This is a genomic window from Streptomyces sp. NBC_00236, assembly GCF_036195045.1.
In the GTDB taxonomy this organism is placed as follows: domain Bacteria; phylum Actinomycetota; class Actinomycetes; order Streptomycetales; family Streptomycetaceae; genus Streptomyces.
In genome coordinates, this window is sequence record NZ_CP108100.1 from 3406333 (window position 1) to 3424380 (window position 18048).

Consider the following 18048-nt stretch of genomic DNA (forward strand, 5'->3'; position numbering starts at 1 on the left):
TCCACTCCCCCTCCTGGAGGCCGGTATGACGCTCCCGCACCCCTCTCCCCGCACGGGCGAAGTGATCGACACGGGCCCCGGCCCGAACCAGTGGATCAAGGACCATCTGGACGGCCTGATCGACGCGCAGCTCCTCAAGGACTGTCCCGCGCCCGTCCCCGCCACCACACCGGAGCTCGAGAAGGGGCTGCTGCCATGACCGGCACGGACACCACGGAGCGCATCGGCATCGCCGTCGCCTCGGGCATGCTCAAGGGCGTGTACAGCCACGGAGTGCTGTCCGCCTTCGAGGCACGCGGGCTGCGCGCGGACGTGTACGGCACCGCCTCGTCCTCCGGCCTGTCCGGTGGTCTCGCCGCGACCGGCCGGGCGGTGGAGGTCGGCGTGGACTACTGGCTCGGCGCCGCCCGGGCGGCCACCGAGAAGGGCATGAGCAGCGTCGCGCTCGACAGCATCAAGGAGCACGGCCCCGCGATGCGCGAAGGGCTCTTCCGCCCCGGGGCCCCCGAGTTCCTCCTCGCCACCAGCAAGGTCACCACCGCGGAGGCGGCGGAGGTCACCCAGGGCCCGGAGGCCAAGGCACTCGGCAAGCAGCTCCTGCGCAACATCTTCACCGGGGACCGGAGCTGGGTCGAGAAGAACCTGGCCGCCGCCGTGTTCTCCTCCCACGCGGCGCCCGGCGGCGAGGAGTTCCGGCTGACGGCCGACAACTACGAAGCCGTCTCCTACGCCTCGACGCGCATGCTGCACGCCTGGGCCGTGCCCGCCGAGGTCGACGGTGAGGCCTACGTCGACGCGTCGTACACGTGCGCCTGTCCGGCCCGGGAGGTCGCGGCCAAGGGCGTCGACGTGCTCATCGCGATCGGCAGCGACCCGTTCCCGCTCTTCCGCGACCTCTACGCCTCCGAGGAGATCGCCGACGGCTCCGTCCTGGACGAGGCCCGGGTCCTGGTGATCAAACCGGACGACGACCTCAAGCTGCTGGGTGTCGACTACGCCGCGGCGACCCCGGAGGGCCTGGTCAAGGCCTATGAACTCGGTCTCGACGCCGGGCACCTCTTCCTGGACCGGCATGCCGGACTGCTCACTCGGGCGGCCACGGGGCAGGCCGGCATACCGGGCGCGAACGTGAAGGACCTGCCGTGACACACGTGGTCACCGAGGAGTGCGTCCACTGCAAGTTCACGGAGTGCATCACCTACTGTCCCGTCGCCTGCTTCCGTGAAGGCGGGACGTTCCTCGTCATCGACCCCGAGGAGTGCATCGACTGCGGGAACTGCGTGGAGGCGTGTCCCGCCGACGCGATCTACCCGGAGGACGAACTGCCCCCCGAGCTCATGCCGGCCCTGGAGTGGAACGCCCGGCTCTCGGCCGAACTCCCCCTGGCCACCACGCGCGTGGAACCTCTGCCCGACGGCGAGGAGTGGCTGGGGAGGCCCGGCAAGTGGGCGTCGCTCCCGGCGGAACAGGCTCCCGGTGTTCCCGGCCGGTGACCACGACCTCGCCTCGCTGCTCCGCGAACGGGCACGGCAGCAACCCGATGCCGTCGCCTACCGGTTCGTCGCCGAGGACGAATCGGCCGAGGAGATCACCTACGGCGAGCTCCACCGGCGGGCCCTGGGGGTCTCGGCACGCCTTCTGGAGGCCACCCGGGGGCGGCCCGACCCGGCGCTGCTGCTCTTCGCACCGGGCCTCGACTACCTCGCGGGCCTGTTCGGCTGCTTCTGCTCGGGCGTGCCCGCGGTGCCCGCGTTCCCGCCGGACCCGGCCCGCCTGGCACGTACGCTGCCGCGGCTCGCCGCGATCGTCCGGGACACCGGATCCGATGTCGTCCTGACCACCTCGGACATCGCACCGCTGATGACGGACTGGCTCGCGACGACGCTCGACGGCCGCGCCCCCCGGCTGATCACGACCGACGCACCGGCCGGAGCGGACGCCGGAACCGGCGCCGAAGGGCCGCAGCCGGTGATCCCTCCGGACCGCCTCGCACTGCTTCAGTACACCTCCGGCTCGACGGCGCTCCCGCGTGGCGTCATGCTCAGCCACGCCCGGCTGCTGGCCAACTGCCGGGACATCGAGCGCGGGTTCGGAATCCACCCGGGCAGCTCGGGAGGCCTCTGGCTGCCGCCGTACCACGACATGGGACTGATCGGCGGCCTCCTCACCCCGCTGTACGCCGGGATACCCGTGACGCTCATGTCGCCCGTGACCTTTCTGCGCCGTCCACTGGCCTGGCTGCGCATGCTGTCCCGGTACGGCGCGACGATCACCGGCGCCCCGAACTTCGCGTACGACCTCTGTGTCCGCCGGGCGACGGACGCCGATGTGGCGGGCCTCGATCTGTCCGGTGTCGAGCTCTCCTTCACGGGTGCCGAACCGGTGCGCCCCGAGACGCTGGCACGGTTCACGGAGCGTTTCGGACCGAGCGGCTTCCGGGGCGAGTCCTTCTACCCCTGCTACGGCCTCGCCGAGGCGACCCTGTTCGTGACCGGCGGCAAGCCGCTGGACGGCTGGCGCTCGGTGGAGGTCGACCGCGACGCACTGGAGACACGGGGCACGGCCACACCTGCCGGGCCGGCGCAGAGTTCCCGTCCGCTGGTCGGCTGCGGTCACCCCGGCCCCGACACCCGGCTGCTGATCGCCGACCCGGCCACCCGGGAACCGCTGCCGGACGGCGCGGTGGGCGAGATCTGGGTCGACTCACCCGGTGTCGCCGACGGCTACTGGCGGCGCCCGCAGGAGAGCGCCGAGACCTTCGGCGCGACGACGGCGGCCGGGGACGGCCCGTACCTGCGCACCGGCGACCTCGGGTTCGTCCGCAGCGGCGAGCTCTTCGTGGCGGGACGCCTGAAGGACCTGGTCATCGTCAACGGCCGCAACCTCGACCCGGTCGACATCGAGCGGGTCTGCGAATCCGAGGTCCCCGGCATCCGCCGCAACTGCGGAGCCGCCTTCGCTGTGGAGGACACCGCGGGAGGCACCGAGCGGCTGGTGGTGGTCTACGAGGCCGACGCCGGCGACGAGGCGGGGTACCGGGCGGCCGTCGACGGCATCCGGCGGGCGGTGTCACGGGAGTTGAGCGTCCCGCCGCACGCCGTCGTCCTGACGGCGCCGCGCAGCATCCCCAAGACCTCCAGCGGAAAGGTACAGCGCTGGCTGGCCCGCCGGGCCTACCTCGCCGGTGAACTCCAGGAACTCGCCCGCTGGCAGGCCCCCGCCCGCAACAGCGACAGCAACCACACCCACGAAGGGACCGGCCGGTGATCATCAAGGTCAGGGGCGTCCTGCTCCGCTTCACGGAGTACGAGAACGAGATCGAGGTCGGCGGCGGGACCGTGCGGGCCGGTCTGACCGCGCTGACCGAGCGCTATCCCCGCCTCGGCGAGGTGCTGCTCGACCGGACGGGAGAGGTACGCCCGACGCATCTGATCGCCCTCAACGGCGAACGGCTCACCAGGAACGAACTGGAGCGCGCCGCCGCCGAGGACGACCGGGTCGACATCGTCACCGCGGTCTCCGGAGGCTAGCGCCTTGCCACGCAGCTCCTCGTACGAGGCCGTTCTCGACGCGAGCCTCTTCACCCCGGCCCAGTTGCAGCCCACCGCCGTCGGACGGCTCGCCTTCCAGGCGGGCACCCGCTGGATGCGCGACCACGTGTGCAGCCACCGCACCCTGGTGCACGAGCACCGGGTCGGATTCGTGCTGTGGTCCTGGCAGTTGGAGTACGTCCACCCGCTGCGGTTCCTCGACGCCGACGAGGCACGCGTCGAGGTGACCGCGCGCGTCCGCGGCCCGCGCGCCTCGCAGCTGGAGGTGGAGATGACCCTCGAAGGCCCGGCCGGTGTCGCGGTGCGCACCCGGGCCGCCTCCGTGCCGCTGCGGCTCAGCGGCGACGAGGCGCTCTCCGGCGCACCCGGGCCGCTGCCGGGCGCGCTCGCCGGTGCCTTCCACGAGGACGAGACCGAGCTCACCCCGCACCGTTCGCGGATCCGCGCCATGCGCGCCGGGTTCGCCCGGGACGGCGAGCAGCTCGCCTCGGGAAGCGCGCGCTTCCGGGTGCACCGGCACCACTGCGAAGTCGCCGACCAGTGGTACTGGGCCGAGACGCTCGGGTTCGCCGCCGGCGCCCGCGAGGAGCTCGTGATGCGGCACGGCAGGACGCTTCCCGGGCTGCGCCGCGCACTGGCCGCGCCGCTCCGCCGGGTGGACGTGACCTGGCTGCGCGCCGGCCAGTTCCGGGATCTGTTCGAGGTCCGCACGAGCGCCCATCAGGTCGGGGACGAGCTCGCGTTCGTCCATGAGCTGTGGCTCGCGGGGAACGAGGGCGAGGGCGGGCACGTGAACGAGGACGGCGGGCCGTACGCCGTCGTGGTGGAGCGCATATGACCTCCCCGGCCGGACCCACGGGCACACCGTCCACGTTCGACGCCGCGGCACGCCTGGAGCAGGCGCTCGGCTGCCCCTTCGACCCGGACAGCGGTATATCGCTCGCCGGAGGTGTCCGGGCCGACGAGCTGGAGGCGGAGCCCACCGCCGCCTACGAGGCCGCCTGGTCGGCCGGCCTGCACGAACATCTGGTCCCCGTGTCCGAGGGCGGCCGGCTCGGCTCGTTCGAGTCGCTGACGGGCGTGGTGCGCGCGACCTCGCGGCGCGACCTGGCGGTCTCCGTCGGTCTCGGGTCGACGCTCCTCGCCGCGACCCCGGTATGGGCCTGGGGCGACGACACCCAGCGGAGCAGGGTCGCCGAGCTCGTCCTCGGCCGTGCCTGGGGCACCGCCGGCATCAGCGAGGAGGCGGCGGGCAGCGACCTGCTCGCCACCGGCACCCGCGCCGTCCCGGCCCCCGGCGGGTATGTGCTCGACGGAGAGAAGTGGCTGGTCGGCAACGGCCGCCGCTCCTCGTTCGCCACCGTCCTCGCCGCATCCGATCCCTCGTACGGACTGTTCCTGCTCGACTTCGACGCCCTCGACGGCAGCACCGTGAAGCGGCTCGACAAGGTACGCACCCACGGGCTGCGCGGCCATGATCTCAGCGGCTTCGCCCTCAGCGGCTGCCCGGTCGGCGCCGAGGCCGTGCTCGGCCGGCCCGGCCGCGGCATCGAGATGGTCTCCGGCATGCTGCAGTTCACCCGGACCCTGGTCGGCGCGAGCAGCCTCGGCGCGGCCGACACCGCATTGCGGATCGCGCTGCGCCACGCCCGTGGGCGGATGCTCTACGGCCGGCCGGCCCTCGCCATGGCCCCGGTCCGCTCCCTGCTCGCCCGCGGCTTCGCCGATCTGCTGGTCGCGGAGTGCACCGAGCTGTCCGCCGCGCGCGGGCTCGACGTGGCGCGGCAGCGCATGGCGCTCTGGTCCGCGGTGGCCAAGTACGTGGTGCCGCAGCTGTCCGTGGACACCGTGACCGCCTGCGCGGAGGTGCTCAGCGCACGCGCCCACCTGCGCCGGGGAGTCGCGGACGGCGCGTTCCAGAAGCTGCTGCGCGATGTCGCGGTCACCCCGGTCTTCGAGGGCACCGAACTGGTCCAGCTGGACACGGTCCGGGCCCAGCTGAGCGGTGCGGCCCGACGCCGCCGGGCGCCGGCGACGCTGCCGCTCCCGCTGCTCTTCGGGTTCGGCGAGCCGGTGGTGTCGCCCGCACCGCGGGACCTGCGCCCCTCGCTCACCTTCGGCGGCGCCGACGAGGTCGTCGACCTCCTGGACGACGCGGTCGAGGAACTGGCCGACGACCCCGGGTTCGCCGCCCTGGCCCGCACGCTCCTGCGGGTCCGGGACGAGACCCGGACGGCGTTCGCCGGTCTCGGCACCCTGCGGACGGCCGAGGCCTACGAGGCCGCCCGGCGGCACTGCCTGGTCCACGCGGCGGCCTGCTGCATCCACACCTGGCTCCAGCGCCGTGCCGCGCTCGGCGGCCTGGCCACCGAGCGGGCCTGGCTCTCGCTCGCGCTGCGCCGGGTCGTGGCACGGCTCGGCCTGCCCGTCCCGCCCGACCCGGAGGCCGAGGACCTGCTCGTGCGCCGGCTCGAAGAACTCGACGACACGGACCGGGCGTTCTCCCTCGTACCGATGCGGCTCGCACCGCAGCACCGTGATCCCTCGCCCGCACGAAGCTAAGGGCTTCGCTCGGCCCGGGAGGGACCCGGGAGGGGCCCCCTCCCGCGCTGTCGTCGGTCGCCGATGCTCCGCAGTGACTCCCCTCGCCTTGCAGCCGCACGCGCCCACCCCCGCTCCCTGACCCGGCCCGACCCAGCCGAAAGACCCTAGGAGTACGCCATCACCACCGCGCGCACCAACCCCGCGGACCCCGCCACCGAGCCCCTCGGCACCTGGCTGTCGTCGCTGATCGCCGACCTGCTGGGCCTCGACGAACCGTTCCCGGCGGGCATGCCGCTGGGCGAGCTGGGCATCGACTCCCTCACCGCGGCCCAGCTCTCCGTGGAGGCCGAGGAACGCACCGGTGTCCATGTGCCGCTGACCCGCTTCCTCGGCGACGAGACCCTCGACGACATCGTCCGGGCCATGGCGGACGCCCCGGCGGCCGGGGCGTCCGCGTGACGGCCCGGGCCCGCGCCGCCGATGTCATGAACCGGGGCGGTGCGGACCGCCACGGGCCGCACCGCACGCTCGACGCGGAGGTGGAGGAGGTCCGGTCCGAGGCCCGGCGCCGGTTCGCCGGCTTCGTGTCGGACGTCGCCAACCCCGGCTCGCACTTCCGCAACCACGCCCGCCGGCCGCTCGACACCCGCGTGTTCGAGCAGGCGGGCGAGCTCGGTCTGATGCGGTTCTCCCTGCCGGCCGAGGCCGGGGGCGACGGGCGGGACAAGCTCGCCTGGGGTGTGGTGGTCGAGGAGATCGCCCGTCTCTCGCGCGATCCGGGATTCGCCGTGCTGCTCGACATCACCGTCGAGATCACCGAGCTGATCCTGTCCAGCGGAACGCCGGAACTGATCGAGCGCTACGTGCCCGACCTGGCGGCCGGCCGGCGCTTCGGCGTGCAGGGCGCCTACGAGAACCGGGACCCGTACGACTACACGTCCACGGCACGCCTCGAAGGTGGCACCTGGGTGCTCAACGGCGCCAAGCGGTTCCTCGCCGGGGCCGCGTTCGCCGACCTGTTCATCCTGTTCCTGCGCGACGAGGCGTCCAACGACATGCTCGCCTTCGTGGTCGAGAAGGACGATCCGGGTGTCACCCCGGTGCCGCTCGACACCATGGGCCTGCACACGATGGGCCTGGGCCAGGTGCTCCTGCACGACGTGCGTCTGCCGCCGTGGCGGCTCGTGTGGCGGGCCGACGCGCTCAGCGAACTCAACACGTACGCGCGCATCCGCCGCACGATGAGCGCGTGCGGGGTGCTCGGCGCCCTGGACGCGGTGGTGGAGAACTGCGTGGAGTCACTGGCCGCGCGCAGACGCGGCGGGCGCCCGGTCCTCGACTACACCAATGTGGAGCGCTCGGTCGGCGAGATGCACGTGCTGCTGCAGAGCGCCCGGGCGAGCGTCTACCGGGCGCTCGACGGCACCCGTTCCGCCGACCGCGACCCGCACTTCGACGAACTCGCCACCGTCGCCAAGCACCGGACCGCCGAAAGCGCCCTGCGTGTGGGCCAGTTGGTGATGGGGCTACAGGGCGGCGAGGCGTACATGGCCACGTTCCCCTGGGAACGCTTCATGCGTGACGTCCTGGGTCTGGTCTCCGGTCAGGGCTCCCAGGAGACACTCCTCATCCAGCTGGGCCAGCGTTCGATCGTCGGCCTGGAGGGAAAGCGGGTGCGTCAGGAGGCCGCCGAGCGCGTCGTCGCCCGGCTGGCGGACTCCTGGTGGGCGCTGCACGCGGCGGTCGCGGACGAGCGTCCCGGCGAACCGGCGGGCCCCGTGCGCGAGGTGCTGTCGGCGGCCGGCCTCGCATCCATCGGTCCGGGTCCCCGTGCCGAGGCGGACGCGCTGCTCGGCCGCGCCCACACGTTGTGGGCCGCGGTGTGTTCCGGGGCGGCGCCCGACGCGTTGCCGAAGGGGCCGGCGGATCTCCTCGACGGGCCGCTCGCACCGGTGGCCGCGCAGGCATGGGCGCTGCTGGCGTGTGCCGTCGCGGAACGGACCGGGCTGCTGGCCCGGCTGCTGGGGCCGTGCACGGCGAAGGAGGCCGCCGGCACACTGCCCGTGGACCTTGCCGAGGGGCTGCTGAGGGTTCTCGCGGAGGCCGCACTGGTACGGCGGGACGGCGAGGGCCGCTACGTGGCCACCGAGGGCCTGGAACGCGTGCTCATCGGTGGCCCGCGTGCCTCCGCGTTCGCCGCACGGCTGCGGCGCGCGGTGACCGGGGGCGCCCGGCTGCGGTCCGGGGCCGCGGCAGCCCCGGAGGGCGAGCCTGCTCCCGGATGCGGCGGCGAGGCGCCGGCGCTCGCGGAGGCGCTGGTCGACTCCCTGCTGGGCCGGCTGGAAGGACTGCCCGCGATGCTGGATCTGCCCGGCGCGCGGGTCGGCTGTGCGGCCGGTGACGGAGGGCGGTCCGCGGTCGCGCTGTCGCGCCAGATGCCCGGACTGCCGGTACTCGCGCTGGAGCCCCGCCAGTTGCCCGTGCCCACGGCCGACGGGCCGGTACGGGTGCGGGTCGCTGATCCGGCCGGCTTCGAGGAGGACGACCGGCTCGCGCTCGTCTGGTTGCCCGTCGGCGCAGTGCCGGGCGACGGGCTGCGCCGGTCCGTTGCCGCCGGCGCCGCCGCGCTGATGCCCGGCGGGTGGATCGTCCTGCCGTGCCCGCTCCTCCCGAAGCGCGCGCTCGGGGTCGCGGCGGCACGCCTCTGCCTGGCCGTCACGGGCGGGACGGCACCCGCGGACGGTGAGGTCGAGGGCCTGCTCCGGGCCGCGGGCCTGGGCCATGTCCGCACGGCGTGGGAGGACCACTCCCTCGGCATCCGGCTGATCGCGGCCCGCCGCCCGTGACGAGGCCGAGGCAGTCCGCTGCGGCCCGGACCGGGTGGTCCGGGCCGCAGCGGGTGCTTCTCACGCCTGGGGCCTTCCGTTTGGATCAGGCCGGGCCTATCCAGACGGAAGGTCCTAGCCGAAGAGGGTCCGGCCGAAGTACTCGGTGTCGAAGTACTCCCGCATGCTCCGGATCTTTCCGTCCCGGACGGTGAACTGCGCACTGATGTCCAGGACGTACGGGGCACCGTCGCGGGTCGTGGCCCGGGTGACGCACTCGACCGAGACCTCGTCGCCCTCCGCGATCACGTGGAGGATGTCGACCGCGTACTCGGCCGTCGGGTCGAAGCGCTCTCCCATGGGGATCAGGAACCTCTCGGCGATCTCGCCCAGCCCGGTCCAGGTCCCCGCCACCGGATGGCTGCCGGGTATGCGGTAGACGGCGTCGGCGGCGACGACGCCGGTGATCACCGCCGCGTCACGCTCGCGCAGGCCCTGGAGGTAGCGGTGCACCACGCTCTTGGCGTCGAGGTCTTCCTGGGTTCGTTCGGCGGCCTGGGTCATCGGTTCTCCTCGGGTTGTCGCTGATCTGTCGTACGGGGGGGCGGGAGCTTCGTCAGTTCGCCGGGGTGTCATCCAGCAACTGCGGCGTCAGGGCCCGCTGGAAGGGCTTGAACAGCACGGACTGGGGTGCGTGACGCAGGTACAGGTCGCGCACGACGCGCAGGGCGGGGTTCTCCAGCTGCTCGAAGCCGCCGAACTTGCGGGAGACCTCGACCATTTCCCGGGTGCGCTCGCGCCGCAGGTTCTCGTACCTGCGCAGCGAGGCGACGGTGTCCGTGCCCGCCGCCAGGCACTGGGCGAGCACCACGGCGTCCTCGATGGCCGTGCTGCCGCCCTGGCCCAGGCTGGGGAGCATCGGGTGCGCGGCATCGCCCAGGAGGGTCACCGGGCCCTCGCCCCAGTTCTCGAGGAACGGGCGGTCCTGTGCCGGTACGGCGACGATGTCCTCGGCCGGGGTGGTCGAGATGGCCTCGCACACCTCGTCCGCCCATCCGGCGTAGGCGCGCACGATGGGGTCCTTGTCCCCGTCCCAGCGGCCGGCCGCCTCGGCCGACATGTTCAGGGTGCCCCACCAGTAGGCACGCCCCTGGCCCACGTCATGGATGCCGAAGCGCTTCCCGAGGCCCCAGTAGTGGGCGTTGAACCCCTTGGTGATCTTCGGGTGGGCGAAGGGGGTGACGGAGAGCCAGCAGAGGAATCCGCCGTACCGCGGGCCGCTGTCATCGCCCGTACGGCGGCGGCGGACCGCGGAGTTGATGCCGTCGGCGCCGATCAGGAGGTCGCCGGTGGCTTCCCTGCCGTCCTCGAAGCGGACCCGTACGCCGTCCCCGGTGATCTCGTACCCGGTGGCGGCCGCGCCCACCGAGACGGGCATCCCGCCGAGGGCGTCGAGCAGGGCGGCCTGCAGGTCGCCCCGGTACATCGCGACGCTGGGGGCACCGAGCCGGTCACCGGCGGTCTCGACCGGCAGGGACCGCAGGGTCCGGCCCTTGTCGGTCATGATCCCGGTGTGCAGGATCGTCTGTCCGCGCTTCTCCAGACCGAGGTCGATCCCGAGGGCGCGCAGGGCCGCCACGGCGTTGCTCATCACGGAGATGCCGAATCCCGCGGGCCGCAGATCGGGCGCGCGCTCGTACACCTCCACGTCGACGCCGACCCGGCGCAGGGCCACGGCGGTCGCGAGCCCTCCGATCCCGGCTCCGATCACGATGGCCCGGGGGCTGGTTCGCTGTGCCACGTCAGTGTCCCTTCTCTGCGGTGCGGGGAGCGGGCGGGCCTGCGGGGTGCGGATCGCCGTCACCCTCGGTTCGCGCCAGCTCGCCGACTATGCGGGCGACTTCGGCCACGTACGGCTCCTCCATGAGGGAGAGGTGGTCGCCCGGCACCTGAATGACCTCGACCCGGCCGGTGGTCATGGTGTGCCACCCGTTGGCAGGGTCCTTGTGCTGTGTGCTGCCCGCGCCGTGCATCGCGTGCAGGACCTGCGGCAGCGGCTCCACGGCCCGGATCAGGGTGACGTCGTCCGCCACCGGTCCGGGCCGGTAGTGCTGTGTCGCGCGCCAGTTGGCCTCGTACACCCCGAAGAGGCGCCCGACGAGCGAGCCCCCGCCGTCGGCGGGCAGGACGCCCTCGTCGGCGGCGACTTGGGCGATGAAGTCGAACTTCTCCTCAAGGGTGGTGAGTTCGGCGGGAATGGCCTCCAGGGGCGAGTCGCCGCCACGGCCCAGCAGTAGCAGTTCCCAGAAGAACCAGCCGAGCAGCGCCTCGTCGGTGAACGCCCTGTGCTGATCCGCCGGTCCGAGGGCAACCGTGTCCAGGAGGATCACCCGGCTGACCTCCTGTCCGGCGGCCCGCAGCTGTCGCGCCATCTCGAAGGCCACGAAGCCGCCGAAGGACCAGCCGCCGATGACGTAGGGGCCCTCGGGCCTGACCCGGCGCATGGCGGCGACATAGTGCGCGGCGATCGCCCGCATCGTGCGCAGGGGCTCGGTGCCCAGGTCGCCGCCGGACGCCTGGAAGGCGTACAGCGGCTGGTCGTCGGGAAGATGGCGGGCGAAGGGTACGTAGCAGAGCACGTTGCCGCCCATGGGGTGCACCAGGAAGACCGGCGGTCTGTTGCCGGCGCGGCGGATCGGCACCAGCGGGTCGAAAGCGAGCGTGGCTCCGCCCTTCCGCAGCAGCCCGGCCACGGCCGCCACCGTCGGTGCCGTGATGAAGGCGGATATCGGGATCGGGACCCCGTACCGCTGCTCGATCAGCACGACGAGCCGCATCGTGGTGAGGGAGGTGGCGCCCAGCGTGAAGATGTCGTCATGGATACCGATCCGTTCGAGGCCGAGGAGTTCACCGAGCATCTCCGCCAGGGTTCTTTCGTACGCGTCCCGGGGCTCGTCGCCGTCCCCGGTGGTCGCCCGGGTCAGTGGCCGGGCCCGCAGTGCCTTGTCGTCACGCTTGCCGCTCGGGGTCAGTGGCAGCGCGTCGAGCCACTCGAAGTGCTGCGGGACCATGAACTCGGGCAGAACCGCGCGCAGTTCGGTGCGCAGGACGTCCAGGTCGGTCCGCTCGGCGTCGCCGGAGAGGAAGGCCACCAGTGCGGTGCGCCCGTCCGTCCCGCTCCGGGCGACCACCGCGGCCTGCTGGACGTCGATGCCCGGATGGCGTGCCGCGAGGCCGATCAGAGCGACCTCCGCCTCGGCGGGCTCGACCCGGTAGCCGCGGATCTTCACCTGGGTGTCGGCCCGGCCCGCGTAGGCGAGGACGCCGCCGGGCAGGACGCGGCCCAGGTCACCGGTCCGGTAGGCGGTGATCCCGCCGTCGGGACCGTCCAGGCGCACGAACCGTTCGGCGGTCTGTGCCGCGGCCCCGAGATAGCCGTCGGCGAGCGCCGGTCCGGACAGGTACAGCTCGCCCTTCACGCCCGTCGGGACGGGGCGGCCCAGCGGGTCGAGGACCCGGACCTCCGCGCCGGGGACGGGGGTGCCGATCGGGACGATCGACGGGAAGCCGGCCGGGTCCCCGGTCATGGTGTGGCGGGTCACCACGTGCGACTCGGTGGGGCCGTACTGGTTCTCCAGGATCGCTCCCGGCAGCGCGGCCACGAGGGCCCGGATCTCGTCCGTGACCCTCAGCTGCTCGCCGGAGGAGACGATCACGCGCAGAGCTCGCGGGACGATGCCGAGGGCGCCGGACGCCTCGGCCAGCTGCTGCAGCGCCACGTACGGCAGGAAGATCCTTTCGACGCCGGCCTCGTCGAGCAGGCGCAGCAACGCCGGCATGTCGCGCCGTTCCTCCTCCGTGACCAGGCGCAGCGTGCCGCCCGCGCAGAGCGTGGAGTAGATCTCCTGGAAGGAGACGTCGAAGCTGAGCGGCGCGTACTGCACGGTGGTCCGGCCGGCGGACGCGCTCTCTGCCCGGATCTGCCAGCCGGTCAGGGCGGCCAGGGAGCGGTGGGGCATCACCACACCCTTGGGCCGGCCCGTGGAGCCCGAGGTGAACAGGATGTACGCGGTGCTGTCGGGGCCGATGGCGTCCGGCAGCGCGCTCGGCCGCCCGCCCGCCGCGGCTGCCGGCTCCGGGCCGAAGAGCGACTCCGCGGCCAGCAGCAGGTGCGGGTCCGGCAGGAGTGCGGCGTCCGCCGTGCGCGCGATGATCCGGAACGGCTCGGCCTGCTCCACCATCGCGGCGATCCGCGCCTCGGGGTAGGCGGTGTCCAGCGGCACGCAGGCGGCGCCGGCCCTGGCGGTGCCGAGGATGGCGGCGACGGTCTCCGGTGAACGGTCCATCGCGATGCCGATCCGGGCGCCGGGGCGGGCGCCGAGAGCGGTCAGCCGGCGGGCCACCCGCTCGGTGGACGCCCGCAGTTCGCGGTAGGTCCAGGTGCGCTCGCCCGTGGTGACGGCGGGTGCGTCGGGGGTCAGGTCGGCCTGCTGGTCGAAGAGCCGTACGACGTCGTCGGTGAACGCGTCGGCGGTGGGGGTGGCGCTCTGCCGCGTGCCGGCGGGGAAGGCGGAGCCGGGCGGCTCCCCCGGTCCGGTGACGAGACGGCGCAGCACCTCGGTGTAGGTCTCCCCGAACAGTTCTGCCTGGGCCGGGGTGATGGTGCGGCCGTCACCGTCGATGCGCAGTCCGATCGTGCCGTCCTGCGGGTGCAGGAAGGCGTTGACCAGGAGCTGGAAGTCGGTCTCCTCCCAGGTCGTGAACTCCTCCAGGCGTACGTCGGGAAGACGCAGCACGTCGGAGAGCACATGGAAGTGCACGTAGTTGAACGCGGTGTGCAGGACCGGGCCGCCGTGGTCCGCCTGCATGGCGCTCAGCGGGTAGCGCTGATGGGCCCGGCCCTCGGTCTCCTGCCGGTGGAGCTCCCGGACGACATCGAGCAGGCTGCCCCCGGCGCCGTCGGCACCGAGGCGTACCGGGACGGTGTTGAGGAAGAGGCCCACCATGCGTTCGGCGTCGGCGTACTCCGGCCGTCCGTGCGTGATCACGCCGGTGGTGAAGTCGTCGAGCCCGGAGTACAGCCGCAGCGTCAGGCAGTGCGCGGCCAGCAGCACGGACTTCAGCGGTAGCGCGTGTTCCCTGGCCAGGGAGCGGGCCTGCCGGGTCAGCCCGTCGGGCAGCACCAGCTGATGCACCACCTGTGCCTCGCCGCGCGGCGCTTCGGACGGTGCGAAGCCGTCGAGCCGGAGCACCTCCGCTCCCGCCAGGCGCTGCTGCCAGTACGCGCGGGCGGCGGGGTCCGCCTGCGCCTCGCGCTCACCCCGCACATGGTGGGCCGCGGTGGGCGGTACACCGTCCTGGACCGGGGCGATGTCCGCGCCGAGCGTGTGCAGATAGTCCTGGAGGAGCTCCCGCAGCAGGTTCGCGACGCTGCCTCCGTCGAGCAGCGCGTGGTGGAAGCTGAGGACCAGGTCGACGGCGTCGTCGCGCACATGGGCGCGGAAGAAGTAGAGCGGCGGCCGGCCGAACGCGTACGGGTGGAACCGCCGTTCCTCGATGTGCCGGCGGATCTCCGCCTCCGCGTCGGCGTCCCCGTGCCCCCGCAGGTCGGCGATCTCCAGGCCCCCCGGCGCGCTCGTGTGCACGATCTGCAGCGGCTCGGTGAGCCCGCCGAGGTCGAACGAGGAACGCAGCGCGGGATGGCGGGCGACCAGACGCGCGAAGGCGTCCTGGAAGCGTGCCTCGTCCCACTGCATGGCCAGGCGGTACCGGAAGACGTCGTGGTAGACGGCGGAGCGCTCGTCCCGGCGGCTGTGGTAGACGAGCCCCAGTTGCAGCCGGGTCAGCGGCCAGGCGTCGGTCGCGTCCCCGAGGCGCGCCCGGTCCACGTGCGGGACGAGCGCGAAGGGGGCCAGGCCGTCCGCGGGCCGGGACTCCTCCGTGGTGTGCGCCGCGAGGGCGGCCACCGTCGGGTTGTGCACGAGGTCGCTCAGGGAGAAGTGGATGCCCTGCCGTTCGGCCAGCGCGCGGATGCGGAGCATCAGGAGGGAGTCGCCGCCGAGGGCGTAGTAGTCGTCGTGGATCCCGACCTGCCGCAGCCCGAGCACCTCGGCCCAGACGGCGGCGAGCACCGCCTCGGTGCCGTTGCGGGGTGCCGCGCCCGGCTCCCCGGCAGGCTCGGCGTCCGGGGCGGTGAGCCTGCTCCGGTCCAGCTTGCCGTTGGGCGTCAGAGGGAGCGCGTCGATCCGCCGGAACCGCCCCGGGATCATGACCTCGGGGAGTTCCTCGGCCAGCCGGCCGCGCAGGAACGCCGTCTCCAGTTCGCTCTCGGACACGTAGTGGCCGACCAGGAACGTGCCGCGCCCCGGCTCCGTGTGGTCCGTGACGGCGGCGTACCGCACGCCGGGAACGCGAGCCAGCGCGTCCTGGACCTCGCCCGGCTCGATGCGGTTGCCGCGTATCTTCACCTGCCCGTCGATGCGGCCGAGGTACTCCAGGGTGCCGTCGCCCAGCCAGCGGGCGAGGTCGCCGGTGCGGTACATCCGGCCGCCGTCGACGAACGGCGCGTCGACGAACTTCTCCCGGGTCAGCTCGGGCCGGCCGAGGTACCCGCGGGCCAGGCCGACACCGCCGATGCACAGCTCACCCGGCACGCCCACGGGCTGCGGCTCGCCGCCCCGGTCCAGGACGTGCAGCTCGATGTTGTCGATCGGCCGCCCGATGGGGACCCGCCCGGCGGCCTGCCCGTCCGGCGCGGGGCAGATCTGCGCGGAGACGTCGACGGTGGCTTCGGTGGGCCCGTACAGATTGACCAGGACGGGTGCGCCTGCGGCACCGAAGACCCGGTGGAACCGTTCCACGTGGCGGGGGGTCAGGGCCTCGCCGCTGCAGAAGACGTGGCGCAGCGAACCGGCCCGCGCGCGCAGCCGGTCCGACTCCTCGATCAGGTCGAGGAAGGGGCCCAGCATCGAGGGCACGAAGTGTGCGACGGTGACCTGTCGCTGTTCGATCGTGTGCAGGATCTGCCGCGGGTCCTTCTCGCCGTCCGGCGGCAGCAGCGCCACCGAGGCTCCTTCGACGGCCCACCAGAACAGCTCCCACACCGATACGTCGAACGAGACGGGCGTCTTCTGCAGCAGGACGTCGTCCGCGCCGAGCGGGAACGCCCGCTGCATCCACGCCAGGCGGTTCACCACCGACCGGTGCTCGACCATCACGCCCTTGGGCCGGCCCGTCGACCCCGAGGTGTAGATGACGTAGGCGAGGTCGCGGGCGCCTGCCCCGGCCCGCACCGCGTCCGCCGGGCCTTGCAGCAGTTCGCCGACCGGGCACACCTCGGTGCCCTCGGGCACCGGCACCCCGCTGTCCGCCGAGTCCGTCACGACGGCCCTGGCCGCGCTGTCCTCCAGGACGAAGGCGATACGCCGCGCGGGATGTCCCGGGTCCACCGGAACGTATGCCGCACCCGACTTGAGGATGCCGAGGACGGCGGCGAGCATCCGGGGGCCGCGCTCCATCAGCACGGCGACCCGGTGGCCGACGCGTATCCCCCGCGCCCGCAGTGACCGCGCCACCTGGTTGGCCCGGGCGTCGAGCTCGGCGTAGCCGAGCACGTCCCGGCCCTCCGCTCCGTGCACGGCGGCCCTGCCGGGATACCGGGCGGCCTGCTCCTCGAACAGTGCGTGCAGGGTCGTGTCGTCGGCGAACGGGATGCGCGGGCCGCGGGTGAAGTCCTGGATCCGGTCCTGCTCGCGCTCGCTGAGCATCAGCAGTTCGCCGGCGGGCCGTTCGGGCTTGTCGAGCCCGTGGGCGATCAGCGAGGTGAGGTGCTCGACGAGGGACGAGACGGGCAGATCGGCGTCGAACACATCGGTGGCGTACCGCAGTTCGACCTGGAGCTCGGACCGGCCCCGGGTGCCCACGACGCTCACGACCAGCGCCTCGTCGTCGTGCGGAGGCGCGGTGAACGCCGCTCCCCCGCGTACCACGCCGTCCAGGTCCAGCGGCTTGCGCAGGGTCATGTAGGTCAGCGTGACGTCGAAGAGCCGGCGCTGCCGGGAGCCGTCGGCGGGCAGCTCACGCAGAACGTCCCCGATCGGCAGCCGCTGGTGCTGCTGCAGCAGGCCCACCGCCTCCTGGACGTCGGTGGCGATCCCGGCCAGGGACTTCCCGTCGGGGACCTCGATGCGCAGGGGCAGCGTGTTGGCGTACTGCGCGACCGCGGTCAGCTCCGTCCTGCTGCGCCGGTTGAGCAGCGGCACACCGATCACGGCCTGCTCGGTGCGGTGCACCCGGGCGAGCCAGGTGCCGAGCGCGGCGGCGAAGAAGGCGAAGGGGGTGCTGCCGCTCTCCTTGATGCGGTCGGCCACCGCTCCCGGCAGGGTGAACGTGTGGAGTCCGGTGGCGGGCACACCGTCCTGGGTGCGCCGGGCGAAGAATCGGGGTTCCGCAGCAGCGAGTTCGGCGCGGTGGAAGGCCCGGTCGTCCTCCTGCTCCGGGGAGCCGAAGTAGGCGTCCCGGCCGGTGACCGCGGTGAGCACCGACGGGGCGGCGCCCCGGTCGCGGGGTTCCTGGCCGCGGGAGCGGCGGGCGTAGTCCTCCATCACCTCGGTGTGCAGGATCTCCGCGCCCCGTCCGTCGACGAGCAGATGGTGCCCCATCAGGAACAGCTGGAGCGCGTCCGCGCTCTCCCGCAGCAGGACCGCGCGGAAGAGCCTGCGGCGCCGCAGCTCGAACGGGGTGGCCATGGCCTGCTCGCGCCAGGCCCGGCACGCCGCGGCCGGGTCGGGTGCGGCGGAGAGGTCGACCAGGTCGACCGCGGGCGCGGCGTCGTCGGTCAGCGCCTCGGCCATCCACTGCCGTGGAACGCCGTCGAACTCGTCGAATCTGAGCCGGAAGGCGTCGTGCCGCTCCAGGGCCCGGGTGAAGCACGCCCTCAGCAGCTCGCCGTCGATGGCGCCCGTGAACCGTTCGAAGACGGCCCCGTTGAACTGCGGGGTGCCCGGCGTCCGGGACTCCGCGAGCCAGATGTCACGCTGATACGGCGACAGCCGCACGTTCTCGGTACTGATGACTTCCCCCTGGTCTTGAGCGGGTGCCGCGCTGGGCACACCGGCTTCTTCCGGGCG

12 protein-coding genes are annotated in these 18048 nt (G+C 73.2%); 9 read left to right on the top strand and 3 right to left on the bottom strand.

The annotated features are described in order from the left end of the window. The first annotated feature begins 25 nt into the window (after window positions 1-25). The 9 genes from OG446_RS15195 to OG446_RS15235 all read left to right on the top strand — a co-directional run bounded on the left by OG446_RS15195 (window position 26) and on the right by OG446_RS15235 (window position 8941). Complete coding sequence (locus tag OG446_RS15195; RefSeq protein ID WP_328894548.1) at window positions 26-199, top strand: hypothetical protein; 174 nt, start codon at window positions 26-28, stop codon at window positions 197-199. Then, on the top strand, window positions 196-1146 hold the full coding sequence (locus tag OG446_RS15200; protein WP_328894549.1) for a hypothetical protein: 951 nt from the start codon (window positions 196-198) through the stop codon (window positions 1144-1146). Before OG446_RS15195 ends, OG446_RS15200 begins: the two co-directional genes overlap by 4 nt. Beyond that, a complete protein-coding gene (locus tag OG446_RS15205; protein ID WP_328894550.1) occupies window positions 1143-1493 on the top strand; it encodes a ferredoxin family protein in 351 nt (116 codons plus the stop codon). Before OG446_RS15200 ends, OG446_RS15205 begins: the two co-directional genes overlap by 4 nt. Continuing rightward, window positions 1477-3267, top strand: a complete 1791-nt coding sequence (locus tag OG446_RS15210) for a fatty acyl-AMP ligase (RefSeq protein ID WP_328894551.1) — start codon at window positions 1477-1479, stop codon at window positions 3265-3267. Before OG446_RS15205 ends, OG446_RS15210 begins: the two co-directional genes overlap by 17 nt. Then, the gene (locus OG446_RS15215) at window positions 3264-3530 is read left to right on the top strand and encodes a MoaD/ThiS family protein (RefSeq protein WP_328894552.1); all 267 of its coding nucleotides are present in this window, start codon (window positions 3264-3266) and stop codon (window positions 3528-3530) included. The genes OG446_RS15210 and OG446_RS15215 overlap by 4 nt, the downstream gene beginning before the upstream one ends. Before the next feature lie 4 nt (window positions 3531-3534). Continuing rightward, window positions 3535-4389, top strand: a complete 855-nt coding sequence (locus tag OG446_RS15220; RefSeq protein WP_328894553.1) for an acyl-CoA thioesterase — start codon at window positions 3535-3537, stop codon at window positions 4387-4389. Further along, the gene (locus tag OG446_RS15225) at window positions 4386-6113 is read left to right on the top strand and encodes an acyl-CoA dehydrogenase family protein (RefSeq protein WP_328894554.1); all 1728 of its coding nucleotides are present in this window, start codon (window positions 4386-4388) and stop codon (window positions 6111-6113) included. The genes OG446_RS15220 and OG446_RS15225 overlap by 4 nt, the downstream gene beginning before the upstream one ends. Before the next feature lie 225 nt (window positions 6114-6338). Further along, on the top strand, window positions 6339-6554 hold the full coding sequence (locus tag OG446_RS15230) for an acyl carrier protein (protein WP_328898306.1): 216 nt from the start codon (window positions 6339-6341) through the stop codon (window positions 6552-6554). Further along, window positions 6551-8941: an acyl-CoA dehydrogenase family protein gene (locus OG446_RS15235; protein WP_328894555.1), complete on the top strand. Its 2391-nt coding sequence runs from the start codon at window positions 6551-6553 to the stop codon at window positions 8939-8941. Before OG446_RS15230 ends, OG446_RS15235 begins: the two co-directional genes overlap by 4 nt. 114 nt (window positions 8942-9055) lie before the next feature. Here OG446_RS15235 and OG446_RS15240 read toward each other — a convergent pair whose 3' ends face one another. From OG446_RS15240 to OG446_RS15250, 3 genes are read right to left on the bottom strand one after another with little or no spacing between them, the layout of a single operon-like run. After that, window positions 9056-9484 (bottom strand): nuclear transport factor 2 family protein, encoded by a 429-nt coding sequence (locus OG446_RS15240; protein WP_328894556.1) that lies wholly within the window; start codon window positions 9482-9484, stop codon window positions 9056-9058. A 52-nt stretch (window positions 9485-9536) separates the two neighbouring features. Beyond that, window positions 9537-10721: an FAD-dependent monooxygenase gene (locus OG446_RS15245; protein ID WP_328894557.1), complete on the bottom strand. Its 1185-nt coding sequence runs from the start codon at window positions 10719-10721 to the stop codon at window positions 9537-9539. Between the two features lies 1 nt (window position 10722). After that, window positions 10723-18030, bottom strand: coding sequence for a non-ribosomal peptide synthetase (locus OG446_RS15250; protein WP_328894558.1), 7308 nt, complete (start codon window positions 18028-18030; stop codon window positions 10723-10725). Window positions 18031-18048 lie beyond the last annotated feature (18 nt).